Source organism: Martinezella hainanensis (assembly GCF_900094555.1).
Lineage (GTDB): Bacteria > Pseudomonadota > Alphaproteobacteria > Rhizobiales > Rhizobiaceae > Rhizobium > Rhizobium hainanense.
In genome coordinates this window covers 1-23,644 of record NZ_FMAC01000014.1, presented here as the reverse complement: position 1 = coordinate 23,644, position 23,644 = coordinate 1, and the positions used below count along the sequence as shown (strand labels likewise).

Genomic DNA, 23,644 nt, shown 5'->3' with positions numbered 1-23,644 from the left:
GCGCAACGGGATGAAATCATGAACGCCATCGAATACGATATCGGCTCGACTCCCGCGGAAGCGGAGGAGGTCGCGCGCGCGGGCAATCTCGACAATTTGCGGCCGCTGCCGCGTATTTCCATACATGCCTTCTGTGAAAGCGAGCAGCTGCAGCAGGTGATGGACCAGTGCGCCAACGATCGGCGCATGTCCAGGGTGAGCCTCCGGATCACCAGCGGCGGCGTTGCGGCTGCGGCGAACATGTTCGCCTCGGCGCCGACCCCGAATCTGATCATTCTGGAGACGCGCGCCAATCCACGCGGCCTGCTGGCGGAACTCGAGCCGCTCGCCGCGGTCTGCGATCCGAGCACCAAGGTCATCATTGTCGGCTATCACAACGACATCGGTCTTTACCGCGAACTCATCCGCAACGGCATCTCCGAATATATCGTGCAGCCGACCGATATGGTCGATCTGATGACGGCGATGGCGTCGATCTTCATCGATCCCGATGCCGAGCCTCTGGGCCGCAGCATTGCTTTCATCGGCGCCAAGGGCGGGGTGGGTGCATCCACCATCGCCCATAATTGTGCTTTCGGAATTTCCAGCCTCTTTTCGACCGAAACCATCCTTGCCGATCTCGATCTGCCCTACGGCACCGCCAATATCGATTTCGACCAGGACCCCGCCCAGGGGATTGCCGAAGCCGTCTATGCGCCGGAGCGCCTCGACGAAGTCTTCCTCGACCGGTTGCTGACCAAATGCTCGCAGCATCTGTCGCTGCTGGCGGCCCCTTCGATGCTGGACCGCGCCTATGATTTCGAAGGGCAGGCTTTCCTGCCGGTGCTCGACGTTCTCCAGCGCAGCGCTCCGGTGGCGGTCCTCGATGTGCCCCACGTCTGGACGGAGTGGACACGCTCGGTGCTCGGCGCCGTAGACGAGGTCGTCATTTGCGCCGCGCCTGATCTCGCCAATCTGCGCAACGCCAAGAACCTGATCGATGCTCTGCGCAAGCTGCGGCCCAACGACAAGGCGCCGCACCTCATTCTCAATCAGGTCGGCATGCCGAAGCGCCCGGAGATCAATCCTGCGGAATTCTGCGCGCCGTTGGAGACGGACCCGATCGCCATCATACCTTTTGACATCAACCTTTTCGGCAATGCCGCCAACAGTGGGCAGATGATCTCCGAGACTGATCCGAAGTCGCCGATCGCGGAAACCTTCTCGCAGATATCCCACATCGTCACCGGGCGTGTTGCTTTGAAGAAGGCAAGAAAGGGCGGTTTGCTTGGCCTTTTGAAGCGAAAGTAACCCTATGATTTCGCATAGACTTTCGAAAGGTCGATCTTTCATGAAGGCCATGCAGCAGCAGTAGAATTGGATCGAAGACATGTTTGGCAAGCGCGGAAGTGAAGGTCCTGCAAAGAGCGGCGGCGCAATGCCTCCGCCGGCACCGGCGCGTGCTCCCACTCCTGCAGGTGGGCCAACGGCGCCGGCCGTGCTTATAGAGCCGTCGCGTGATGCCGCTCAGCCGCGTCAGCAGGTCGCTCCGCCGTCGATGCAGACGCCCAGCCGGCGTCGCACAGCGCGTACCGAAGAATATTACGATACGAAATCGCAGGTCTTCTCCGCACTCATCGATACGATCGACCTGTCGCAGCTCTCCAAGCTCGGCAACGAGGCCGCGCGCGAGGAAATTCGCGATATCGTCAACGATATCATCACAATCAAGAATTTCGCGATGTCGATCTCCGAGCAGGAGGAGCTGCTCGAGGATATCTGCAACGACGTGCTTGGCTATGGCCCGTTGGAGCCGCTGCTCGCCCGTGACGACATCGCCGATATCATGGTCAACGGTGCAGGCCAGACCTTCATCGAAGTCGGCGGCAAGACCGTCGAATCCGAAATCCGCTTTCGCGACAATTCCCAGCTCCTTTCCATTTGCCAGCGCATCGTCAGCCAGGTCGGCCGCCGCGTCGATGAATCCAGCCCCATCTGCGATGCGCGCCTGCCCGACGGTTCGCGTGTCAACGTCATCGCACCGCCGCTGGCGATCGACGGGCCGGCGCTCACCATTCGTAAGTTCAAGAAGGACAAGCTGACGCTCGATCAGCTCGTCCGCTTCGGCGCCATCACGCCGGAAGGCGCGACCCTGCTACAGATCATCGGCCGCGTGCGATGCAACGTCGTCATTTCAGGCGGCACGGGCTCGGGCAAGACAACGCTTCTGAACTGCTTGACCAACTATATCGACCGCGACGAACGCGTTATCACCTGCGAAGACACCGCCGAACTGCAATTGCAGCAGCCGCATGTCGTGCGTCTTGAAACGCGCCCGCCCAACATCGAGGGCGAGGGCGAGATCACCATGCGCGATCTCGTCAAGAACTGCCTGCGTATGCGCCCCGAACGCATCATCGTCGGCGAAGTGCGCGGGCCTGAGGTTTTCGACCTGTTGCAGGCAATGAACACGGGTCACGACGGTTCCATGGGCACGATCCACGCCAATACGCCGCGCGAATGCCTGAGCCGCATGGAATCGATGATCGCCATGGGCGGTTTCAGCCTGCCGGCCAAGACGGTGCGTGAGATCATCTCCAGCTCCGTCGACGTCGTCATTCAGGCTGCCCGCCTGCGTGACGGTTCGCGCCGTATCACCCAGATCACCGAGGTGATCGGCATGGAAGGTGATGTGATCATCACCCAGGATCTGATGCGCTACGAGATCGAGGGAGAAGATGCGAACGGCCGGCTCATTGGACGGCACGTCTCCACCGGCATCGGCAAGCCGCATTTCTGGGATCGTGCCCGCTACTATAACGAGGAACGGCGCCTGGCAGCCGCCCTCGATGAGATGGAACAGAAGGCGCAATAGGGTTTACGATGTTTGGTATCGATCCGATAGTGCTGTTGATTGTCCTGCTGACGGCGGTTTCCGCCGCCGCGGTCTGCTACGGCATTCTCTATTCGCGGATCGAAACACAGAAGAAGGCGCAAGGCCGGGTCAACCGGGTCAAGCAGGCCGAAACCGACCGCGTCAAGGTCAAGGCTGCGCGTGATCGCGTCCAGGAAATGTCCAAACGGCGCAAATCGGTGCAGGATACGCTGAAGGATCTGGAGCGGCGTCAGTCCGAAAACACGAAGAAGAAGCAGTCGCTGAAGGCACGTCTGGCGCAGGCCGGCCTGTCGTTGACGCCGTCTCGCTTCTACATCTTCAGCGTGCTCTTCGGCCTTTTCGTCATGTTGGTTTTTTTCATCGTTGGTGCGCCGCCTCTCGTCATTTTGGGAATGTTCTTTGCGTCCGCCTTCGGCCTGCCGCGCTGGGTCATCGGCTTCCTCATCAAGCGCCGGCAAAGCAAGTTTCTCGAAGAGTTTCCGAACGCACTTGATGTCATCACGCGCTCGCTTCGCTCGGGCCTGCCGCTCAACGATGCAGTGCGGTTGGTCGCTGGCGAGGCGCGGGAGCCGGTCAAGACGGAGTTTCGGCGGGTGGTCGAAGCGCAGCAGGTCGGTCTTAGCATGTCAGATGCCTGCGCACGCATCTCAAACCATATGCCGCTCCAGGAAGTAAATTTCTTCTCGATCGTCATCGCCATTCAGGCCCAGGCGGGCGGTAACCTGTCGGAAGCTTTGGGCAACCTCTCGAAGGTGCTGCGCGAGCGCAAGAAGATGAAGGCAAAGGTCAAGGCATTGTCGATGGAGGCCAAGGCATCCGCCGTCATCATCGGCGCTCTGCCCTTCATCGTGATGCTGCTCGTCTATCTGACGTCGCCGCAATACATGTTGATCCTGTTCACCGATCCGCGCGGCCATCTGATCTTGATTGCAGCCGCCATCTGGATGTCGATCGGCATCTTCATCATGCGCAACATGGTCAATTTCGAGATCTGAGCGGAAGGAGCCGCGTAGCCCATGTCCGATCTGGCTGCCAATTTGACCGATCCCGGCACCCTTCTTGCCGTTGTGGTCGCCATTGCCGTCTTCGCGACCTTCTATATGATCGCGATACCGCTGCTGGAGCGCGGAGATCTCAGCAAGCGCATGAAGGCCGTGTCGACGGAGCGCGAACAGATTCGCGCCCGCGAGCGCGCGCGGCTCAGCGCCGATGGTGGCAAGGCATCGCTACGCAGCCACAACAATCGAAACGTCAGACAGATCGTCGAGCGGTTCAACCTGCGCAATGCGCTTGTCGATGCCAATACCGTCAATCGCTTGCGGTCTGCCGGCCTGCGCTCGGAAAATGCGCTCAACATGTTCCTGGTGGCGCGATTCCTGCTGCCCTTCCTGTTTCTGGCGGTTGCGATCGTCGTTGTCTTCGTTCTCGGCTGGTTTGCCGCAAAGCCCCTGCCGATCCGTCTGCTTGGTGTCATCGGTTTCGCCTATCTGGGCTTCTACGCGCCGAACATCTATATCTCCAATCTGGTGACCAAGCGCCAGAAATCGATCAAGCGCGCCTGGCCGGATGCTCTCGACCTGATGTTGATCTGCGTGGAGTCTGGCATATCCATCGAGGCTGGCATGCATCGCGTGTCCGAGGAAATGGCGGAGCAATCCCCGGCGCTCGCCGAGGAGATGGTGCTGACCACGGCCGAGCTTTCCTTCCTGCAGGATCGCCGCACCGCCTTTGACAATCTCGCTGCCCGTACGCAGATCGAGCTCGTCAAATCGGTTACGCAGGCGCTCATCCAGGCCGAACGCTATGGCACGCCGCTCTCGCAGGCTTTGCGCGTCATGGCGCAGGAAGGCCGCGACGAGCGCATGAACGAGGCGGAAAAGAAGGCGGCTGCGCTGCCGCCAAAGCTCACCGTACCGATGATCGTCTTCTTCCTGCCGGTCCTGATGGCGGTCATTCTCGGCCCGGCGATCATTCAGGCAATGGACAAATTCTGAGCCACCGACTTGCTCGCGGCATGCGGGCATGATTATCTTCCATGCAATGTCGCCGATTGGCGTCAGGCGCATCGTTTTCGAAAGGCGCCGGGCGTTCGTGTCGACTATCTTGGGAGGTCTCGCATGTCATCCTTGGCAATATTTTTCAGCGTCATCGCAGCAGTCTTCATCGGGGCGGTGAGCCCCGGCCCGAGCTTCGTGCTCGTTTCGCGCATCGCAGTTTCCCGCTCGCGCAAGGCAGGCCTTGCCGCGGCCTTCGGCATGGGAACGGGCAGCGTCATTTTCGCGACCTTGGCCCTGTTCGGCTTGAGCGCATTGCTGATGAAAGTCGAATGGCTGTATCTGGCGCTGAAAGTCGCCGGTGGTCTCTATCTGATCTATATCGGCATCCGCATCTGGCGCGGCGCCGCAGACGATCTTCCCATCGATACGCCTGCGACGCCGGCTGCAGGCGGTGTGATGCGTAATTTTCTCTTTGCGCTCGGCACGCAGCTCAGCAATCCGAAGACGGCCATTTTCTACGGCAGTATCTTTGCCGCACTTCTGCCGGCGGCCCCGGCCCCATGGCTGCTGTTTACGGTTCCGCCCGCGGTCTTCCTGGTCGAAGTGGGCTGGTACACGGTGGTAACGATGGCCTTTTCTTCGAACCGGCCGCGCGCAATCTATCTCGGTGCGAAGTTATGGATAGATCGGGTGGCCGGTGTTGTGATGGGCGCGCTCGGCGCGCGGCTTGTCGTAGAGGGGCTGCCGCGCCACATCTGGCGCTAAACGCCTGCGGTTGCCGGGCGTTTGCCTGAACCGATTGGCGGATGATTTCCGTTTTCGAAAGCTGCGCGGGAAAGCCGTTACGGCTCTCCTGCTCTATTGCTGGGCTATTTTCCTGGTGTCGCCGCTGGCGGCAAGCTTCTGCCAGGAATTCTGCTGTGCCAGCATGCCGCGCAGATAGGCGACATTGGCATTGGCCTGTTGCGGCGTCAGTTCCTGGCGGGCGATTTGTTCAGCTTCCGCAAAGCGGCCCTGCAGGCCGACGACGAGCGCCAGATTCTGGCGCACGCGGCTATCGGCACCCGGTTGGGACACGGCGGTGCGGAGATAGTTTTCCGCATTCTTGAGATCGCCGGTCAGCACATAGGACATGCCGAGATTGGAAAGGATCGTCGGCTCGTTCGGGGCCAGCACAAGGGCATCGCGATATTTGGCCCGAGCATCGGTGGAGCGTCCGAGCTGATCGAGGATGGCGCCCTGCGCCGAAACCAGCCGCCAGTCTGGTCGGTCCGGCAGCTGTGCGCGGTCGATGGTCGAGAGCGCTTCGTCGAGCTGCCCTGCTGACGCCTGCGCCTTGCCATAGGCCGCAAGCACGCCGCGATCGCTCGGATTGGCGATTGCCACCTGCTGCATGACGGCAAGCGCCTGGTCGTTGCGGCCGCTCATGCGCAGCGCGTTGGCGTAGTTGACGCCGGCATCGCGATCCTTGGGATTGGCGTCATAGGCTTTGCCATACGTCGCGGTTGCCTGCGCCAGAGCAGTGCTGTTCATCGTATCGAGAGATTGCGATGTCTTCGGAATCGAGCCCGTCGTCATCCGGTCTTTTCCGGTCGTCGAGCAGCTTGCGAGCGCAAGCGCCAGAAGCGCGGCCGAAGCTCCCCGGAAAAGGAAGGTTCTGAACGGAGATGTGGTTGAGACGGCGGGCATGTCGCTGATCCCTGAATTCCTTGTAGTCTTGCGCCCGGCCTAGAATCGGAACAGGGAAAGGTTCGACGCAATGTTCGCTCCAGCAATAATCTGTTAACCCTAACAGACGGTTAACTCTCGATTCCCTGAAGTCCCCGATTCCCTGAAGTCATCGTCAAAGGATAGTCATGGCCCCCTATCAATTCATCGAGCGCGCGACGCCTTTCAATTCGAAGGGTGGCGCGACCCTGCCGATCTTTGCCGTTACCCCGGCGCATATCGAGACCGGCACCATCGATCCCATCGCGCTCGATTGGGCTCGCAAGGCCGGTTATAAGGCCGAAAGCGGATCGTTGCTGTTGATCCCGACCTCCGAAGGGCATCTAGGTGGAGCCTTGTTCGGCCTCGGCTCCAATCCGTCCGAGCAGCCCTTCCTCACGGGCAAGCTGGCGCGCAGCCTGCCGGCCGGCGACTGGCATATCGAGACGGCGCCGTTGACGGCAAACCGGCTCTCGCTTGGCTTCGGTCTCGGCAGCTACCGCTTCGATCGTTACAAATCGGAGAAAGCAGCGGCGCCGACGCTGATGATCCCGCGTGATGCCGATGCCGCCGATATCAAGCGCCAGCTCGCCGGCGTCTTCCTGGCGCGCGATCTCATCAATACCCCGACCAACGACATGGGGCCGGAGCAGCTCGAAGCCGCCTTCCGAGCGCTTGCCGAGCACTACAAGGCGGAAATGTCCGTCATCATCGGCGACGATCTGCTGAAGGAAAATTTCCCGCTCGTGCATACTGTGGGACGTGCGAGCGCCGATGCGCCGCGCCTGCTGGAACTGCGCTGGGGCAAGAAGGGCCATCGCCGCATCACCCTGGTCGGCAAGGGCGTCTGCTTCGACACTGGCGGTCTCGATATCAAGCCGGCATCCTCGATGCTGCTGATGAAGAAGGACATGGGGGGTGCGGCCAACGTCATGGGCCTGGCGCTGATGATCATGGACGCCAAGCTGAAGGTCGACCTCCGCGTCATCATTCCAGTTGTCGAGAACTCGATCTCGGCCAATGCCTTCCGTCCCGGCGATATCTATAAAAGCCGCAAGGGCCTGACGGTGCAGATCGACAATACCGATGCCGAGGGACGGCTGATCCTTGCCGACGCGCTCGCCTATGCCGACGAGGATGCGCCGGATCTGATGATCGACATGGCGACACTGACGGGCGCTGCCCGCGTCGCGCTCGGCCCCGACCTGCCGCCCTTCTTCACCGACGATGCGGAGCTTGCCAGTGATTTGACGGAAGCAAGCCTGGAGACGGATGACCCGCTATGGCGGATGCCGCTTTATATGGGCTACGACAGGGATATCCGCACCAAATTCGCCGATATCACCAATGCGCCTGCCGGCGGCATGGCGGGCTCCATCACGGCCGCCCTGTTCCTCAAGCGCTTCGTGACGAAGACACCGAGCTGGGTGCATTTCGACATTTTCGGATGGGCGCCGAGCGAACGGCCGCATTCCCCCGGCGGCGGCGAGGCGCAGGCGATCCGGGCGCTGTATCACCATATCAGGCAGAGCGTGCGGTAGGTCATTGTTATTCCCTCTCCCCGCGTTGCGAGGAGAGGGTTAGGGTGAGGGGCCAGGCACGTAAGCGCAACAAAGTCGGGCTGACCTGACCAGCGACAATAACCGGACCGAGAGGATGGCTATGCTCTTCGCGCCGGCAGTCCAGCGAACCCCCCTCATCCGAGCCCTCCACCTTTCGCTTCGCTCAATGTCTCGGTCCCACCTTCTCCCCGCATTGCGGGGAGAAGGGGTCAATGAATTCCCCTTGAAACCGCCATGATCTTGATCGAGACTGGAACGGCAGCGTAACGAATCTCGGGGTTGCCCTTGTCGCTTGAACTCACCGCCTCGCAGGCTCTAGGCCTCTGGCATGGCGTGACGCTCGCTCAGGTGCGCCGCGAGGATCATGATTTGACGCTGCGGCAGACGGCGATCCTGCTGCAGATCTATCTCGTGCCGCCACCCCATACCGTCCGCGGTCTGGCCGCGACCCTTGGCGTCACCAAGCCGGTCATAACAAGGGCGCTTGACACCATGGGTGTGATGGGATTGGTCGATCGTGTCCGCGATGAGCGCGATCGCCGCAACGTCATCATTAAGCGAACGGTCACCGGCGCGCTCTATCTTGAAAAACTCGGTGATCTCGTCATCGAGCACGGCCGCAAATTGTAACCTCAGGAATTTCGTCATGACGCTCGACCGCCGTCTCAATGCTTTCAGGCCGGATCTCGCCGAAGCTTCCCTCAAGGGCAAAGTCGAGGCCGAGCGCTTCGTCGAGGGCAGCAGTGCACGCGTCACGGTACCGGTCATCGCGCTTCGGCCGAAGCCGGGTCTTGCCTCGGGCATCGATACCGAGCTGCTGATGGGCGAAGAGGTGACGGTGTTCGAGCGCCGCGACGGCTGGTGCTGGGTCAAGGCTCTAGCCGACGGTTATGTCGGCTATCTCCCGGAGACGGCAATCAAGGAAGGCGCAGCCGCGCCGACCCACGTCGTCATCCCGCAGCGTACCTTCCTCTATCCGGAGCCGGAGTTGCGCAAGCCGCATGCCGCAGTCCTCTCCATGGGCAGCCTCGTGCATGTGACCGGCACGGCTGAGGCGCGCGGCAATCATTACGTCGTGCTCGAAGATGGCACGGCGATCTTCGCCAAGCACGTCCAGCCGATCGGCGACAATCGGGGCGGCGACTTTGTCGATGTCGCCTTGCGCTTCCTGGAGACACCCTATCTGTGGGGCGGCCGCTCCGGCCTCGGCATCGATTGCTCCGGCCTCGTACAGCTTGCGCTGTCAATGACGGGCCGCGCCGCGCCGCGCGACACCGACATGCAGGCCGCCGGCCTCGGCCGGCCGATCGACCGCGAGGAGTTGAAGCGCGGCGATTTCGTCTTCTGGAAGGGGCATGTCGCGATCATGGAAGATCCGGAAACCATTGTTCACGCCAACGGCCACACGATGACGGTCGCTCGCGAGAATTTCGCCGCCGCTATCGAACGCATCGGCTGGCTCTATGAACGGCCGACGGGCTACCGCCGTTTCATCGGCTGATTGCGCACCGGAACCGTCTTTTCGCCCGCTCGTTATCTCTCTGATCGAGATATCCTACCGAGAGGAGGAAACTCATGCCCATTACGGCCATGGAAAAGACGGTTCAGGACATTCTGTTCGACAATCACCTGCGCAAAAGCGGCAAGATCGAAAGGCTGCGCGAGCTGCGTAGCGAGGCTCGCGCTATCCAGCGTGCCGGCAGCGAAAGCTCGATGAGCGCCGATGACGGACTTCAGGATGATTTGCGCGTGATTGAAAAGGCGCTGCATGATCTCGGCGCCGACATGCACGAAAAGGGTGCCGCCACCTTGTAGCACCCCCCGATTTTCTTCACGTCCGCGCCTCAAGGCGTGCGTGGCCGCGCGATCCAGATGCCGGCGACGATGACGATCCCGCCGAGGGCCTGCAGCAACGTGACGTTTTCGCCGAACAGGAACCAGGCGAAAAGGGCGGCAGCGATCGATTCCAGAAAAATGACGAGCGAGGAGAAAACGGTCGGCAGTCGTCCGAGCGCGATCGAAAGCAGACCTTGTCCGCCGGCGTGGCTGATGAGGCCGAGCGCCAGAAGCACGCACCATCCCGAGATCGATTGCGGCAATATCCGCGGTTCGAAAAAGAAGGCGACGAGGAACAGGATCGTCGCGGTGATGACGCTCAATTCAAAGGTGACGCGCGCAGCATTCGTTCCGGGACGTGCAGCACCGACCGCCAAGAAGTAAAGGCCGAAGAAGGCGCCGGTGATGATGGCGAGAGCATCGCCGACGGCGCGATCCGGATTGAACGCCAGGCTCTGCACCACCAGCGCCGTGCCGCCCGCGAGGCAGACGAGAAGCCCGAGAAGCGTGGTGCGACCGACCCTCTGCCTCAGCAAAAGCCAGCCGAAGATCACGACCCATAGCGGCGCCATCGTCGCAAAGAAGGTGGCATTGGCGATCGTCGTCCGCATGATCGAGAGATGCCAGAAGAACAGATCGCCCGTAAAGGCCAGCCCGGCGAGGATCGTTGGCAGTGTAAAGCTGGCACGGGGCGCCCTGGGCTCCGCCGCCTCGCCATATCGCATCCATACCCAAAGGATCGGCAGCGCCAGAAAGACACGCCAGAAGGCGCTGGCGAAAGGCCCAACGTCGGCAAGACGCACGAGGCTCGGCGAAATGCTCATGGCCAGTGCGGCCAGAAGCATCGCCACCACGCCAAGAAGAAAGCCCTTCGCATCGGCGCCTTCTTCGAGGCTCGGGCTGCGCATATCGTATTCGGTGTCCGGCTGTGACATTCTCGTGCCTTTGCAAGTCAGGTGATTTGTGGCGCAAAGCTAGTACATAGGGAAAGAGGATTTGGCTCCATTGCGACAAGTTTCATGCAATTTTGTTTCTTCTTTGCGGTAAGGATGTATTGAAATGCGCAAATCCGCCGATCTCGATGAGTTCGACCTGGCGATTCTCGAGATTCTTCAAAAGGACAGTACCGTTCCGCAACGTGAGATCGGCGAACGGGTCAATCTGTCGGCCCCCGCCGTGCAGCGGCGCATCAAGCGCATGCAGACGAGCGGCGTCATCCAGGCCAATATCGCGGTTGTCGATCCGGCAGCGGTGGGCCTGTCCATCACCATCGTTGTTGAGGTGCATATCGCAAACGAACGCTACGACCTGATCAACGGCATCAAGCGCAGCTTCCTGGAAGCGCCAGAGGTCCAGCAGTGCTACGGGGTTACCGGCGAGGCCGACTTCGTGCTCGTCATCGTCGTGCCCAGCATGTCGGCCTATGAGGCGGTCGCCCAACGTCTCTTCTACGACAATCCGAATGTCACGAAATTCAAGTCGCTCGTCACCATGGATCGGGTGAAGATCGGACTGTCCGTGCCATTGTCCCTGGACTAGCTCAAAACGGGATGTGAGCTATCACCCCGGTTGCTTCGGCCAGTTCGTCACGCCGCCGCTCCAATCCTCGAAGGCCTTGGAGAGGCGAAGCACCAGCATGTCGCCGAAGCGCGGGCCGACGATCTGCATGCCGATCGGCATGCCGGAGCGGGAGAAGCCGCAATTGATCGACGCAGCCGGCTGTTCCGACATGTTCCACGGAACGGTGAAGGCGATGTGTTCGAAAGGCCGCGCCGGGTCGTTGGTGGGCGAAGCCCATTCGGCGGGATAGGAAACGATCGGATTGCTCGGCGAAAGCACGGCGTCTACGTCTGAGAAGAGCTTGCCGCAGCTCTTGCGCATCTCGTAGGTCTGGTTGAAGCCGCGAACGGCATTAACGCCGCTGATATCGGCGCCGCCCTTCGCCCAGCTATAGATATAGGGCAGGATGCTGTTGCGGCGTTCCTCGCTCAATGCTGTCATGTCGCCCCAAAAGCGGGCGCGCCAGAAGGCATCAAGTCCGTCAAGCATCTGCCTGTTCAGCACCGGCGCGACGTCGACAATGACGGCGCCTGCTTCTTCGAAGCGTTTGGCGGCGGCAACGACCGCATCGCGTATCTCGTCCTCGACAGGCAGGCCGCAGCCGGCATCCAGCATCAAACCGATCTTCATGCCCCGGACGTCGATATCGAGATCCATCCAGTCGATGTTATCAGGCGCGAGGCTGGTGCAGTCGCGCCAGTCGGGCCGCGAGAGCGTCGCCATGGAGAAGGCGGCATCCTCGACCGTGCGGGTCATCGGTCCGGCGCAGCGCCCGAGATAGTAGGGATCGATCGGAATGCGGCCATTGCTCGGCTTGAAGCCGAAAATGCCGGTCCATCCCGCCGGCAGGCGTATTGAGCCGCCGATATCGGTACCGATATGCAGCGGCCCGTAGCCGGCTGCTGCGGCGGCGGACGCACCGGCGCTGGAGCCGCCCGGGTTCTGGCTCGGGTCCCAAGGGTTGCGGCTGAGCTTGTGAAAGCTGGAAAGGCCCGATGACAGCATGCCGTAATCGGGGCAGGTGGTTTTCGCGAAAATCACCGCGCCGTCCTCGCGCATGCGGGCGGCGATCGGCGCGTCCTCGGCAGCGGGAACAAGCTCGACGGCCGCCGTGCCGAGCGGCACCGGCTGGCCCTTGGTGGCGATCAGCTCCTTCAGCGTCACCGGAATGCCGTCCAGGGTCCCAAGCGGCACACCCTTCGCCCAGCGCTCCGTGGAGGCAGCCGCCTGCCTGCGCGCATCCTCGGGATCATAGGCGTAGAGAGCAGCGATTGTCGGCTCCCATGCCTCGATATGCGTCTCGAGCGCCAGCCAGTATTCGCTCGGAGACAGGCTCTTGTCGGCAAACTTGCGCCGGAGGTCTCGGATGGAAAGATCGGTAGATTCGGTCATGATCTATACTCTTTATGTCTCAATCAGCGCGCCGCCTCGCGGGGGTCGAGGAGATCGCGCAGCCCGTCGCCGAGCAGGTTGAAGCCGAGCACGGAAAGCGCGATGGCAAGCCCCGGGAGGAGGGCCAGCCACGGCGCAACGTGGAAATAGGTCTGCGCATCGGCCAGCATCCGTCCCCAGGTCGGTGCCGGCGGCGGCACACTCAAGCCCAGGAAGGCAAGCCCGGCCTCGGTCAGGATCGCAAGACCGAGCTGGATCGTCGCCTGGACGATGATGCCGCCCATGATGTTCGGCAGGACATGGCGCAGCGTGATGGAAAGCTGCGTATTGCCGATGGCGCGCGCCGCCAGCACATAATCCCGGCTCCATGCCTGCAAGGCGGACCCGAGTGCGACGCGGGCAAAGACCGGCACCATGAAGACGGCAATGGCGATGATGGCCGTCGAGCGTCCGGTTCCGAGAAACGCTCCGAGGATCATCGCAGACAGGATCGGCGGCAGCGCGAAGATCACGTCGCAGGCGCGCATGACGAGCGCCTCGAACAGGCCGCGTTGCGCAGCGGCGGAGACACCGATGATCGTTCCGATCGTCCCGCCGATCGCGACAGCCGACACCGAGATCGACAGCGAATTCCAGCAGCCTGCCATCAGCATCGACATGACGTCATGGCCAAGCTGATCGGTGCCGAGAAGCCCGAAGCCGAAAGGTGGTTCGAGCTTGTGGGTGATCTGCATCTTTGCCGGCGGCACCGGCGTCCAGAACAGTGAGACGACGGCGACGGCGACGAGAGCCAGGATGATAAGGGCGCCGATCATGAGGTTCGCGCGTCGCAATGCCCGAAAACGACGGCGGGAGGGCTGGGTGGCAGCTCCGGTTTCAGCAATGCTCATCGTGCGCCTCCCGCCCGCAGCCGGGGATCGATGACGAGATAGGATAGATCCACCAGGAAGTTCACAACGATGACAAGGCCGGCAAAGAACAGCACGACATCCTGAAGCACGATCACGTCGCGCTGGCTGAGCGCCTGATAGGCGAGGCGGCCAAGCCCGGGCAGGGTGAAGACGTTTTCGATCAGCACGGCGCCGGCGACCAGAAAGGTGAATTGCAGACCGAGAATGGTCAGCACCGGAACCAGCGCATTCGGCACCACATGCCCCCAGAGTACGCGGTTGCGCGACAGGCCCTTGGCGACCGCCGTGCGGGCAAAATCCTCGTGCAGCGTGTCGAGTACGGCCGAGCGCGTCACGCGGGTCAACACCGCCGACTGCGGCAGTGCGAGGGCGACGGCGGGTAGCACCAGCGATTTCAGGGCCGGCCACCATCCGCTGTCCCAACCGGGAAAGCCGCCCGCCGGCATCCAGCCGAGCGAGGTGGCAAACAGAAGCACCAGCAACAGGCCGACCCAGAAGCCCGGCACGGCAATGCCCATCTGCGAGAATAGCGTCGCGAGAATATCGAAGAAGCCGCCCCGCTTGGCGGCAGCTGCGACACCCAGCGGTACGGCAATGAGAACGGAGAGCAGGACGGCAAGGGCCGCAAGCGGCAGTGTGACGGCAAGCCGCTCGGCAATCAGGCCGGCAACCGGCACGCCGTAGGTATAGGATTTGCCGAGATCACCCGTCAGTGCACCGGCAAGCCATTGCCCATAGCGGACGATCAGTGGCTGATCGAGACCCATGTCATGCCGAAGTGCCGCCAGCGTTTCCGGCGTCGCCGATGTCCCGAGCGTGATCGCGGCCGGATCGCCCGGCAGCAGTGCCATGACGGCAAAGACCAGCAGCGAGACCGCGATCAGCGTCACGATCAGTCCTAAAATCCGGCGAGTGAGCAATACGATCATAGCATGTCCGTGGCCGAGCAGGCCGGCATCGAGATCTCCAGCGACGGGCGGCTCTGGTCCGCCCGTCGGCATCGTCGCGTAGAAACGATATCAGTCTTCCCAGGCGACGTTGGTCAGCACGTTCGAGGGGATCGGCTCGTTCTCCCAGAGACCCCTAAGCTTCTTGTCCCAGACGCCGAGCTTCGGCATGACAAAGAGGAAGAGCGACGGCACATCCTCGGCTAGAATACTCTGTGCCTCGCCATAAAGCTTGTTCTGTTCGGATACATCGGACGTGAGCTGGATCTTCTTCATCAGCTCGTTGAAGGCAGGGTTCTTGTAGTTGAAGTAATAGGGATCGCGCGAATAGATATCGATATCCATCGGCTCGGCATGGGCGACGATGGTCATGTCGTAGTTGCGACCGGTGAACACGTCCTGCACCCATTTGGCCGGGAATTCCGTCGGCTCGATATTCATCGTCACGCCGATATCGGCAAACATCGCCTGCATTACCTGCGCGCTTCGAGGGGCGTATGCCATCTGCGGCGTCTTGATGGTGAAGGTGAAACCATTTGGATAGCCGGCTTCGGCGAGCAGAGCCTTGGCCTTGGCGGCATCGTAGGGCAGTGCGCCGGTCAGGTCCTTGTAGCCGGGATCGTTCGGCGTGTAATGGCTGCCGATCGCCGTGCCGAGGCCGGACCATGCGCCTTCGATGATCGTCTTGCGGTCGAGCGCCATCATCAGCGCCTGGCGCACGCGCTTGTCGTCGAAGGGTTTGCGCGTGTTGTTCATGCCGGCCACGACCTTCAGCTCGGTATTGCCGATCTTGGTCGTCAGCCTGGCATCGCCCTCAAAGGAACTCATGAGTTCAGGTGCTGCAAATTCCGGAAAGGCGTCGACATCGCCGGCCTTCAGCGCCGCTGCTTCCGCCTGCGGGTCGGAAATGAAGCGGAAAGTCACCTTCTCGAGCTTCACGTCGACCGACTTGTTCCAATAGTCGGGGTTTTTCACGAGGTCGACATGGTCGCCCTTGGTCCAGGAGGAGAATTTGAACGGGCCGGTGCCGATGGGCGTCGTCTTGTCGTTGGCCGAGGATTTCGGCCCGACCATGACGGAGCTTGGCCAGCCGAGCCAGTAGAGCAGGCTGCCGGTCGGCGAGGAAAGGTGTAGGACCAGCGTTTCCGCATCCGGCGTGTCGATCGAGGCGATCGTTGCAAAGAAGCGCTTCTGCGGATTGACAGAATCGGCGCCGCGAGCGCGATCGAGCGTGAACTTGGCGGCGGCGGAATCGAAGGCCTCGCCGTCATGGAATTTCACGCCGGTCTCGAGCTTGAACGTATAGGTCAGGCCATCGGGCGAAATTTCCCAGCTCTTGGCGAGCTGCGGCACGATCTTGCCGTTCTCGTCGATCGCAACCAGCCCCTCGAAGATGTTCTGCCAGGTCACCTGGCCGATCGCGACGGGGGCAGCGATCGTCGGATCGAGGCCGGTCGGTTCGACGCTCATGCCGAGATTGAGGGTCGTCTTGGCGGCTTCGGCCGGCGCCAGGCCCATCATCAGCAGACCAGCAGAAACTGCGGCACCATAGGCAAGCCGACGCGCGACATCGCCGAGGATTCGGCGTGAAAACTTGGTCATCTCGGTTCCCTTGCTTTTGCCCGCTGGTCCGGCTTTCCTCCGGCCCGCGGTCTTTTCAACGATAGTGTCATCTGACATGCGCACACACAATTCTGAAAATGTGTGCTCAGTGTAGCCGAAATCGCTACACTGATTCCCGTGATTTACCGCACTCGGTTCAATCCTGCCTCCCTTTGGCACCAAGTTGCTGGCGCATGAAACGCTCGATGAAGTCGAGCAGCTTGCCGGCGGCGAAGGATAGCTGGCGATCGGGCGCGACGCAGAGGTCGATCGGCGTCCGTACACCCTTGCTGCCAGCAATCGGGCGCGCGACGAGCTGGCCCGCATCGATCTCTCTTTGAACGGTAAGTGCCGGCAGCATTGTGATCGCGGCGCCGCGCAGCACCAGTTCCTTCAGCATTTCCAGCGAGCCGGTTTCGAAAACCGGGTCGAGCCTCAACCCCTCGCGCTCGAACAAGAGGTCGAAGGCTTGCCGCGCGCCGAAGGAGCGATCGGGAACGGCGAGCGCGTGTTCGGCGAGGGCCGCAAGGGTGATCTCGCCATTGGCGGCAAGCGGATGCGAAGAAGCGGCGATCACGTCATAGATCAGCTCGGAGCGCAGCCTCACCTTGGTGCCGGAAAGCGGCGGGGCAAACAGCGTCACCGCAATATCGGCTTCGGCATTGTTGACGGCTTCGATGGCGCCGCGCGCGCTGGTGATGGTCACTTCGAAGCGCAGGCCCGGATAGCGCAGGCTGAATTCGGCAAGCGCCGGCGCAAGGATATTGGCGACGGACGCGCCGTTGGCATAGATGCTGACGGTGCCGCGCTGCAGGCCTTTCAGGTCTTCGATCAGCTGATGAATATGGTCGAGCTCCCGCAGCGTCCGGCCGGCACGTGCCGCTAGCAATTCGCCGGCAGCGGTCAATTTGACGCCGCGCGCGCTGCGTTCGACCAGCTGCGTGCCGAAGTGATATTCGAGGTTCTCGATCTGGCGGCTGATCGCCGTCGGCGCCACGTTCAGGTTTTCGGCCGCCTGCCGCATCGAGTTGGTGCGCACCAGCTCGTTGAAATAGATCAGCGCGCGGATCTGCATGCGCGGGATCTCCGGTTAGATGGCGGACTTGGCGAAGCGATCCCGCCACGCGGGCTGACCGCCTTCGACCTGAAGGGCCGTCGCCTCGTAGACGCCGCGGGCGATCGCGCGTGCCATGACGATGGTGGCGAGATGGCAGAGCTCCATGAAGCCAGGCAAATCGTCGCGGGGGTGTTTGCCGGTAGAGGCGGCAAACACGGTATCGCCGTCGAGCGGCAGATGCGTCGGCAGCAGAGCGCGGGCAAAGCCGTCGTGAGCGCAGATGGACAGGCGATGTGCTTCCGCCTTGGTGAGCTGGGCGTCGCTGACAACAGCGCCGATGGTCGTGGCGGTGATGTCTGCACCTTTCAGCCGCAGGCGTGAATCAATCACCTGCGGCATGCCGAGGCCACCGAATTCGCCATTCTGCTCGAAAGGGGCGGACCAGAAATGCGGGCCGTCGCCGATGGTGGCAGAACCGAGTGCATTGACGGCGACGATGGCGGCGATCCGGTATCCCTGGCTGCTGACGGCGCTGGCCGAGCCGAGCCCGCCCTTGACCGTTGCCGTCGTGGCGCCGGTGCCGGCACCGATGGTTCCAAGCGAAAACGCCCCTTTATTTGCGGCCTTGAAGGCGTCATAGCCGAGATCGCGATAGGGCGAATGCAGTCCCCAATCCTTGTTGCCGCCATTGATGAGGTCGAACAGGATCGCTTGCGGCACGATCGGTACCAGCGCATCGCCGACCTTGAGGCCGCGGCCGATTTCCCTCAAGCCTGCCTGCACGCCGCCCGCGGCATCAAGCCCGAAGGCCGAGCCGCCCGAAAGCACGAGGCCATCCACCGTACCGACCGTCATCGCCGGGTCCAGCAATGCCGTATCTCGCCCGCCGGGTGCGCCGCCGAGAACGGTGCATGAGGCAACCGCCGGCTCGTCGAAGACGATGGCTGTGACGCCTGAGCCGAGCGCAAGATCAGTGGAATGACCGACGGCGACGCCTTCGATATCGGTCAGGAGATTAAGGAGGTCAGCCAATGAAAAATCCTTCGCCGTTTACAACGCGAGGTCGTCATGGCGATAGGATCGCAAAGAGGGGGAAAAGACAAGGCGAGTTTATACGCTTTGGGGCCGATCCTCTATGGTTCGAGGCTCCGGCTTTCAGCCTGCGCACCTCACCATGAGGGCGGAAAGGCTCCCGTTCGAATGCAATGCAGTTCGATTCTGAAAAACGAGGCGGAAATCACTCGCCAATAATCGAGGTGAGAAAGACTAGCCCTCACCCTGAGCTTGTCGAAGGGCGAGGGCGGGTGATTTTGTGGTGCAAGAGTAGAGGCGAGCCGATCCATCAAACATGGATCGGCTTGGCCTGCTGGCGGGAGAGAAGGTCGCGGATCGCAAGTCTTACTTCGTCCGCGTTTCTGAAATGCTGCTCGTCCAGGTCATGGACATGGTATTTTACAGCGATGAACTTGAGCCGGTCCTGGTCAGGAACGACGATGCCGACGGGAACGCCGGCGTATTCGATAACTTGCTTCTTCATAAATAGACTCCCTCTGCGCACGCACGGCGCAGACATGGCGAATTGACTGTTTGATTCCGGTAGGGAGGACGAACGTCACATTCGACAGCACGGGCGGGAGAGCGCGCCCGAACGGTCATGGCCAAGCACGGACCACCCAAGGATCGAAGCGATGGCTTTAAAATTCAGCATGTCACGTCCCTAGTTGGTGTTGTACTTGTAGGCCCCAAAAGGGCTCTGCGAACGATGTGCTATTGTCTATTATATTAGTAGACAATAACAATTTCATCTCCAGAAACATATTCCGAAAGATGTCAAAATGTCGACGATCGGTAAAATAAAATTCCGTATCTGGCTAACGGCGAAGAAGGACTTGGTGTTCTTCCGCGCGATGTCCCTAGTCGGAACGGCTCGCCGATCATCGACCAACAGATAGGAATTGCCAGGAGATTCGACAATGCCTCGGCGGCATTAAAATTCACCCGCCGCTAAAACACCTCAATGGTTAACGGCGCGGCGAGAACGTCAAAATCCATCCGCAAGCGCCGTTTCCAGGGCTTTCACGAAGAAATCGGCGCTTTCGGGCGCAAGGCACAGCGGCGGCTTGATCTTCAACACATTCAGGTGATCGCCGGTCGGCTGCATGATGACCCCGAGATCGAGCAGGCGTTCGCAAATCGCGGCCGTCTCCTCGGTGGCCGGCGTCAGGCTTTCGCGGTCGCGGACAAATTCCACGCCGAGATAAAGCCCCGTGCCGTGCACGGCGCCGATCAACGGGAAGCGATCCATCAGCGCGATCAATCCCGCCTTCAGCTGATCGCCGACGACATGGGCGTTTTCCTGCAGGTTCTCGTCCTTGATGACATCGAGGACGGTGAGACCGACGACGCAGCTGACCGGGCTGCCGCCGGCGGAAGAAAAGAAATACCCTTCCTTTTCCAGCGATTCGGCAATCTCGCGGCGGGTGATGACGGCGCCGAGGGGGTGGCCGTTGCCCATGCCCTTGGCGATGGTGATGATATCGGGAACGACGCCCTGGCTCTCAAAGCCCCAGAAGTGTTCGCCGAGACGGCCATAGCCGACCTGCACTTCGTCGGCGATGCAAAGGCCGCCGCGCTGGCGCACCGCATCGTAGACGCCGGCGAGATAACCATGTGGCAGCGCGATACCGCCGGCATTGCCATAGACCGGCTCGGCGATGAAGCCGGCAAGGCCGAGGCCCCTTTCGTCGATCGTCTGCAATTTGGCCGTGACGTCGTTGAGATAGTCGATCCCTGAATCCGGACCGCGGAACGGGCCGCGATAGGTATTGGGAGAGAGGACGGGATGGACCCAGTCCGGTCGCGTCGTCAGCGCCTGCGGATTATCGGCAATCGAGGTGGAGACGGCATCGCTTGCGACAGTCCAGCCGTGATAGGCCTCGAGCAGGCAGAGCATGTTCCTCTTGGCCGTATGCGCCCAGGCAAGGCGGATCGCCAGATCATTGGCTTCCGAGCCGCTATTGACGAGGAAGACGCTGTCGAGTCCATCAGGCGCCAGCATCGCCAACCGTTCGGAGAATTCGGCAACGGCAGCATAATGGAAGCGTGAGTTGGTGTTGAGCCGCGACCATTGCTGGGCGATCGCCGCCGTCAGTCGCGGATGGGCGTGCCCAAGCGTCGTGACATTGTTGACCATGTCCAGGTAGCAGCGCCCCTGCATGTCGAACAGGAACTCGCGCCAGCCGCGTTCGATCTGCGGCGGGGTATCGTAATAATGCTTCTGCGGCTTGGCGAAGCGGGCATTGCGTAGGGAAAGCAGCGCGGACGCATCCGGTCGCGGCGCTTCGCATGCCGGGTTCAGGAGAGCGACAGGCGAAGGGGAAATGGCCGACCAGCCTTCGGCCTGATCCGCCGTTGCAAAAAGCGGTGGCACGAGATTGGGCACGCGGCAAAGCTGCACGCGCAATCCTCCAATCGCCGAGCCCTCGCTGCCGATCGTCCCGATCGTCGCGCCTTGCTCGATGGCCGCTCCATCCTCGAGAGCACTTTCGACACCGTCGAGATGCAGGCTCATGTCCTCGCCAACCAGTACGAAGTGCTGCCCCTGCCGTTGCAGCAGGCCGGGGAAGGGGGCCACAACCGTGGCACCAGCCGGCAGGCAGACATCGCAATGCAGGGCAAAATTCTGCGGCGGAGCCATATTGAGCGGCGTGGCGAGCGAGAGGCGGAATTCGCCGTAGCGGGTTGCTGCAGCCCCGGAGGCTATCGCCGTCTGGGCAAGCAGTCGCCAGTCCATATCCGGCTTTTGCCAGTTGCCGTCGATGAAATCATGCCCGGTCACGGTAAGATCGATGGCGGCGATCTGCGAGGGATCGATGTCGGGCAGCAGCGGCGACCATCCGTCGGTTGCGACCGGGGCGACGTCGAAGCCGATCGTCCGCAGGATCGCCGCTTCCATGACATCCGGTTGTGCCTCGGTTGCGACATCGAAGATTTCTCGTTCGAAATCGAGATTGCCGCGCACATAATCATTGTCGGGATCGATCGCGAGCTGCTGCTCGGTGCTGGCGGCAAGAATGACGGCGCGCGCGACGATCAGCGGCCATAGCGCCTTGGCTTCGACTTCCTCCAGCGGATAGATCGCATGATAAGCACTGATCGCGGGAAGAATATGGAAGGGGTTGCCGCCTGCGTGATGCAACAGCGACGCGCAGGTGACGGCGAGATCGCCCACCAGCCAACCCTGGATGATATCGCCGAAGTCGATGACGCCATCCGGCACGAGCTGCCCATGCGTATCGGGATGGCTGACGACATTGTCGTCGGTAACGTCGTGATGCACCGGCTGCACGCGCAATTGGCTCGCAAGCGGCTGGATGCGCTTGACGGCGGCGACCATCGCCTTGGCGATGCGGTCGCGCGCTTCATGGTCTGTTATGGCCGACAGCAGCTGCACGGCGACCGGCCCCGCCCGGCGCAAATCCCATTGCAGGCTGCGGTGAAGGCCGGGATGATCGAAATCGGCAAGATCGCGGGCAAGCCTGGCGGAAAGCGCGCCGAGCCCGGCAACTGCGGCCGGCGGCAGATGCTTGCGTCGCGTCAGCGTTTGACCGGGGAGAAAGCCAAGCAGCCGGATGAGATAATCCTGTTCGCGGACGGTGACGGCGAGAATATCGCGGCCATTCAGGGAGGGCACGACGTCAGGCACGCGCGGCGCATCCAGCTTGGCATGCAGATGGCGGATGGCGGCATTCTGCGCTTCCAGCTCGACCAGCTCGTATTCGGGCCGGCAGATCTTCAGTACATAGGCGTTGTCGCCGGCATCGATGCGATAGTTGCGATCCTGCTGGCTGCCCAGTTCGGTCAGCGTCCCGCTCAGACCGTAATGCGTCTGCAGGATTTCGGCTGCCTCCTCCGGTGTCACGTCCGGTCTCGGCAGTTGCATACGGTTCACGAGCGTGGCGTCGGCCATGGCATCCCCCCGGATGGTTCATTCGCATCGACACTAAACCATTCCATCCTAAAGAAAATTACCCAAAACAGATAGGGTAGTCGAGCGGCGAGGGGGAAGATAGGCCGCAGAATGCGGCCGGCTAGGCATAACGGCCTATTCAACCTCGATGGAATAGCTGCAACCGGCCAGCGTCTTGCCTGGATGAGTGTCGACGGTGGAGACGTTGAGCGAGATGCGCGTCTCCAGCACGGTGTCTGAGTTTTCCCGCTGGTCCTTGCGTGACAGGATGACCTTCTCGCCGAGAAACTTGTTCGGCTGGTCGACCGAAGCTGTCACGCCAAGCTGTTTGGCGAGTGAATGCGGGTCTGTCTCGTCGAATACGGCAAGCGGCCCGGTTGAGGCAAAGACAATCCTGTTCGTCTGCCGTCCGAAAACGGTCATGGGCGTCGAAAGCTGGAATTCGCGCAGGAAGGGATTGTCCGATGGCAGCTCGCTGATGCTGAGCTGCTTCATGGCCACAGCACTTTCCGGCCCGGTCAGCCACATGGCGAAATTATTGTAGCTCGGCACGTCATAGGTCGTGCATTCGATCAGCTTTGCAAGATCGATCTTGGAGGGGTCCTGTTCTGCCGTTTCGGCGTGGGATGCCGACGCAGATAACAGGAGCGCCGTCAGCAACAGCGCTCCCTGACGATGGAATGACATGTCCTCTCCTTGATCTCCGGGCGATTCGATACCGTGATATCAAATCGCGCTGCGGAGCGAAAAGGGAAGGGAGCCGGCCGAAATCGAGCTTCGGTGCCTCACCCCATGCGCTCGGAGGCATAGGAACCGGGGCTAGCCGGGAAGACGACGGTGCGGTTGCCGTTGAGGAAGGTGCGGAAGTGGATATGGGCATGGATGGCGCGGGCGAGCACCTGGCTCTCCACATCGCGGCCGATCGAGACATAGTCCTCGGCCGACTGCGCATGCGTGATGCGCGCCGTGTCCTGTTCGATGATCGGACCTTCGTCGAGATCGGCCGTCACGTAATGCGCCGTCGCCCCGATCAGCTTCACGCCGCGCTCATAGGCCTGCTTGTAGGGGTTCGCCCCCTTGAAGGACGGCAGGAAGGAATGGTGGATGTTGATGATACGCCCCGACATCTTCCGGCACAGCGCATCCGACAGCACCTGCATGTAGCGGGCGAGCACGATCAGCTCGGTGCCGGTCTGTTCGACCAGCTCCAAAAGCTGGGCTTCGGCCTG

General features: G+C 61.5%; 22 protein-coding genes. 10 read left to right on the top strand and 12 right to left on the bottom strand.

Going from position 1 to position 23,644, the window contains the following annotated elements; all coding sequences use genetic code 11:
- Window positions 1-18 precede the first annotated feature (18 nt).
- The 5 genes from GA0061100_RS29265 to GA0061100_RS29245 all read left to right on the top strand — a co-directional run bounded on the left by GA0061100_RS29265 (window position 19) and on the right by GA0061100_RS29245 (window position 5,637).
- Window positions 19-1,290, top strand: coding sequence for a CpaE/TadZ family protein (locus GA0061100_RS29265; protein ID WP_075856373.1), 1,272 nt, complete (start codon window positions 19-21; stop codon window positions 1,288-1,290).
- A gap of 79 nt (window positions 1,291-1,369) precedes the next feature.
- Entirely contained in the window at window positions 1,370-2,854 is a 1,485-nt protein-coding gene (locus tag GA0061100_RS29260; protein WP_075856372.1) for a TadA family conjugal transfer-associated ATPase, read from the top strand.
- Between the two features lie 8 nt (window positions 2,855-2,862).
- Window positions 2,863-3,870, top strand: coding sequence for a type II secretion system F family protein (locus GA0061100_RS29255; RefSeq protein ID WP_075856371.1), 1,008 nt, complete (start codon window positions 2,863-2,865; stop codon window positions 3,868-3,870).
- Window positions 3,871-3,891: 21 nt separating this feature from the next.
- Entirely contained in the window at window positions 3,892-4,869 is a 978-nt protein-coding gene (locus GA0061100_RS29250) for a type II secretion system F family protein (RefSeq protein WP_075856370.1), read from the top strand.
- Window positions 4,870-4,992: 123 nt separating this feature from the next.
- Window positions 4,993-5,637, top strand: a complete 645-nt coding sequence (locus GA0061100_RS29245) for a LysE family translocator (protein ID WP_075856369.1) — start codon at window positions 4,993-4,995, stop codon at window positions 5,635-5,637.
- A gap of 93 nt (window positions 5,638-5,730) precedes the next feature.
- Here GA0061100_RS29245 and GA0061100_RS29240 read toward each other — a convergent pair whose 3' ends face one another.
- The gene (locus GA0061100_RS29240) at window positions 5,731-6,561 is read right to left on the bottom strand and encodes a tetratricopeptide repeat protein (RefSeq protein WP_075856368.1); all 831 of its coding nucleotides are present in this window, start codon (window positions 6,559-6,561) and stop codon (window positions 5,731-5,733) included.
- A 167-nt stretch (window positions 6,562-6,728) separates the two neighbouring features.
- On the opposite strand from GA0061100_RS29240, the gene GA0061100_RS29235 reads away from it, so the two are divergent.
- The 4 genes from GA0061100_RS29235 (at window position 6,729) to GA0061100_RS29220 (ending at window position 9,956) form a co-directional block, all read left to right on the top strand.
- Window positions 6,729-8,120, top strand: a complete 1,392-nt coding sequence (locus GA0061100_RS29235) for a leucyl aminopeptidase family protein (protein ID WP_075856367.1) — start codon at window positions 6,729-6,731, stop codon at window positions 8,118-8,120.
- A gap of 306 nt (window positions 8,121-8,426) precedes the next feature.
- Complete coding sequence (locus GA0061100_RS29230) at window positions 8,427-8,771, top strand: MarR family transcriptional regulator (protein ID WP_075856366.1); 345 nt, start codon at window positions 8,427-8,429, stop codon at window positions 8,769-8,771.
- A gap of 16 nt (window positions 8,772-8,787) precedes the next feature.
- Window positions 8,788-9,642: a C40 family peptidase gene (locus tag GA0061100_RS29225; RefSeq protein WP_075856365.1), complete on the top strand. Its 855-nt coding sequence runs from the start codon at window positions 8,788-8,790 to the stop codon at window positions 9,640-9,642.
- 74 nt (window positions 9,643-9,716) lie between these two features.
- Window positions 9,717-9,956 (top strand): hypothetical protein, encoded by a 240-nt coding sequence (locus tag GA0061100_RS29220; RefSeq protein ID WP_075856364.1) that lies wholly within the window; start codon window positions 9,717-9,719, stop codon window positions 9,954-9,956.
- Between the two features lie 29 nt (window positions 9,957-9,985).
- Here GA0061100_RS29220 and GA0061100_RS29215 read toward each other — a convergent pair whose 3' ends face one another.
- On the bottom strand, window positions 9,986-10,912 hold the full coding sequence (locus tag GA0061100_RS29215) for a DMT family transporter (protein WP_083961473.1): 927 nt from the start codon (window positions 10,910-10,912) through the stop codon (window positions 9,986-9,988).
- A 124-nt stretch (window positions 10,913-11,036) separates the two neighbouring features.
- Here GA0061100_RS29215 and GA0061100_RS29210 point away from each other — a divergent pair, with 124 nt between their 5' ends.
- Entirely contained in the window at window positions 11,037-11,516 is a 480-nt protein-coding gene (locus GA0061100_RS29210; protein WP_075856363.1) for an Lrp/AsnC family transcriptional regulator, read from the top strand.
- 21 nt (window positions 11,517-11,537) lie between these two features.
- Here the strand turns inward: GA0061100_RS29210 and GA0061100_RS29205 are convergent, their stop codons facing one another.
- The 10 genes from GA0061100_RS29205 to GA0061100_RS29160 form a co-directional block, all read right to left on the bottom strand.
- On the bottom strand, window positions 11,538-12,929 hold the full coding sequence (locus GA0061100_RS29205; protein WP_075856362.1) for an amidase: 1,392 nt from the start codon (window positions 12,927-12,929) through the stop codon (window positions 11,538-11,540).
- Between the two features lie 23 nt (window positions 12,930-12,952).
- Entirely contained in the window at window positions 12,953-13,819 is an 867-nt protein-coding gene (locus GA0061100_RS29200; RefSeq protein ID WP_075856361.1) for an ABC transporter permease, read from the bottom strand.
- Window positions 13,816-14,769, bottom strand: a complete 954-nt coding sequence (locus GA0061100_RS29195; protein WP_075856477.1) for an ABC transporter permease — start codon at window positions 14,767-14,769, stop codon at window positions 13,816-13,818. Before GA0061100_RS29195 ends, GA0061100_RS29200 begins: the two co-directional genes overlap by 4 nt.
- Window positions 14,770-14,859: 90 nt before the next feature.
- The gene (locus GA0061100_RS29190) at window positions 14,860-16,389 is read right to left on the bottom strand and encodes an ABC transporter substrate-binding protein (RefSeq protein WP_075856360.1); all 1,530 of its coding nucleotides are present in this window, start codon (window positions 16,387-16,389) and stop codon (window positions 14,860-14,862) included.
- Window positions 16,390-16,546: 157 nt separating this feature from the next.
- Window positions 16,547-17,464, bottom strand: coding sequence for a LysR family transcriptional regulator (locus GA0061100_RS29185; RefSeq protein WP_075856359.1), 918 nt, complete (start codon window positions 17,462-17,464; stop codon window positions 16,547-16,549).
- 15 nt (window positions 17,465-17,479) lie between these two features.
- Complete coding sequence (locus GA0061100_RS29180) at window positions 17,480-18,478, bottom strand: P1 family peptidase (RefSeq protein WP_075856358.1); 999 nt, start codon at window positions 18,476-18,478, stop codon at window positions 17,480-17,482.
- Window positions 18,479-18,788: 310 nt separating this feature from the next.
- A complete protein-coding gene (locus tag GA0061100_RS29175; protein ID WP_034489296.1) occupies window positions 18,789-18,983 on the bottom strand; it encodes a hypothetical protein in 195 nt (64 codons plus the stop codon).
- A gap of 504 nt (window positions 18,984-19,487) precedes the next feature.
- Window positions 19,488-22,415: an aminotransferase gene (locus tag GA0061100_RS29170; protein ID WP_075856357.1), complete on the bottom strand. Its 2,928-nt coding sequence runs from the start codon at window positions 22,413-22,415 to the stop codon at window positions 19,488-19,490.
- A gap of 135 nt (window positions 22,416-22,550) precedes the next feature.
- Window positions 22,551-23,102: a hypothetical protein gene (locus GA0061100_RS29165; protein ID WP_075856356.1), complete on the bottom strand. Its 552-nt coding sequence runs from the start codon at window positions 23,100-23,102 to the stop codon at window positions 22,551-22,553.
- A gap of 98 nt (window positions 23,103-23,200) precedes the next feature.
- A partial coding sequence (locus tag GA0061100_RS29160) for a formyltetrahydrofolate deformylase (protein WP_143525571.1) occupies window positions 23,201-23,644 on the bottom strand: 444 nt, incomplete at its 5' end.

What these genes read in the sequence shown, in the direction of transcription:
- GA0061100_RS29255 (WP_075856371.1), top strand. Translation starts at nt 2,863, where the DNA reads ATGTTTGGTATCGATCCGATAGTGCTGTTGATTGTCCTGCTGACGGCG.
- GA0061100_RS29250 (WP_075856370.1), top strand. Translation starts at nt 3,892, where the DNA reads ATGTCCGATCTGGCTGCCAATTTGACCGATCCCGGCACCCTTCTTGCC.
- GA0061100_RS29225 (WP_075856365.1), top strand. Translation starts at nt 8,788, where the DNA reads ATGACGCTCGACCGCCGTCTCAATGCTTTCAGGCCGGATCTCGCCGAA.
- GA0061100_RS29185 (WP_075856359.1), bottom strand. Translation starts at nt 17,464, where the DNA reads ATGCAGATCCGCGCGCTGATCTATTTCAACGAGCTGGTGCGCACCAAC.
- GA0061100_RS29190 (WP_075856360.1), bottom strand. Translation starts at nt 16,389, where the DNA reads ATGACCAAGTTTTCACGCCGAATCCTCGGCGATGTCGCGCGTCGGCTT.
- GA0061100_RS29195 (WP_075856477.1), bottom strand. Translation starts at nt 14,769, where the DNA reads ATGATCGTATTGCTCACTCGCCGGATTTTAGGACTGATCGTGACGCTG.
- GA0061100_RS29260 (WP_075856372.1), top strand. Translation starts at nt 1,370, where the DNA reads ATGTTTGGCAAGCGCGGAAGTGAAGGTCCTGCAAAGAGCGGCGGCGCA.
- GA0061100_RS29220 (WP_075856364.1), top strand. Translation starts at nt 9,717, where the DNA reads ATGCCCATTACGGCCATGGAAAAGACGGTTCAGGACATTCTGTTCGAC.
- GA0061100_RS29265 (WP_075856373.1), top strand. Translation starts at nt 19, where the DNA reads ATGAACGCCATCGAATACGATATCGGCTCGACTCCCGCGGAAGCGGAG.
- GA0061100_RS29165 (WP_075856356.1), bottom strand. Translation starts at nt 23,102, where the DNA reads ATGTCATTCCATCGTCAGGGAGCGCTGTTGCTGACGGCGCTCCTGTTA.
- GA0061100_RS29215 (WP_083961473.1), bottom strand. Translation starts at nt 10,912, where the DNA reads ATGTCACAGCCGGACACCGAATACGATATGCGCAGCCCGAGCCTCGAA.
- GA0061100_RS29245 (WP_075856369.1), top strand. Translation starts at nt 4,993, where the DNA reads ATGTCATCCTTGGCAATATTTTTCAGCGTCATCGCAGCAGTCTTCATC.
- GA0061100_RS29210 (WP_075856363.1), top strand. Translation starts at nt 11,037, where the DNA reads ATGCGCAAATCCGCCGATCTCGATGAGTTCGACCTGGCGATTCTCGAG.
- GA0061100_RS29200 (WP_075856361.1), bottom strand. Translation starts at nt 13,819, where the DNA reads ATGAGCATTGCTGAAACCGGAGCTGCCACCCAGCCCTCCCGCCGTCGT.
- GA0061100_RS29175 (WP_034489296.1), bottom strand. Translation starts at nt 18,983, where the DNA reads ATGAAGAAGCAAGTTATCGAATACGCCGGCGTTCCCGTCGGCATCGTC.
- GA0061100_RS29205 (WP_075856362.1), bottom strand. Translation starts at nt 12,929, where the DNA reads ATGACCGAATCTACCGATCTTTCCATCCGAGACCTCCGGCGCAAGTTT.
- GA0061100_RS29170 (WP_075856357.1), bottom strand. Translation starts at nt 22,415, where the DNA reads ATGGCCGACGCCACGCTCGTGAACCGTATGCAACTGCCGAGACCGGAC.
- GA0061100_RS29240 (WP_075856368.1), bottom strand. Translation starts at nt 6,561, where the DNA reads ATGCCCGCCGTCTCAACCACATCTCCGTTCAGAACCTTCCTTTTCCGG.
- GA0061100_RS29235 (WP_075856367.1), top strand. Translation starts at nt 6,729, where the DNA reads ATGGCCCCCTATCAATTCATCGAGCGCGCGACGCCTTTCAATTCGAAG.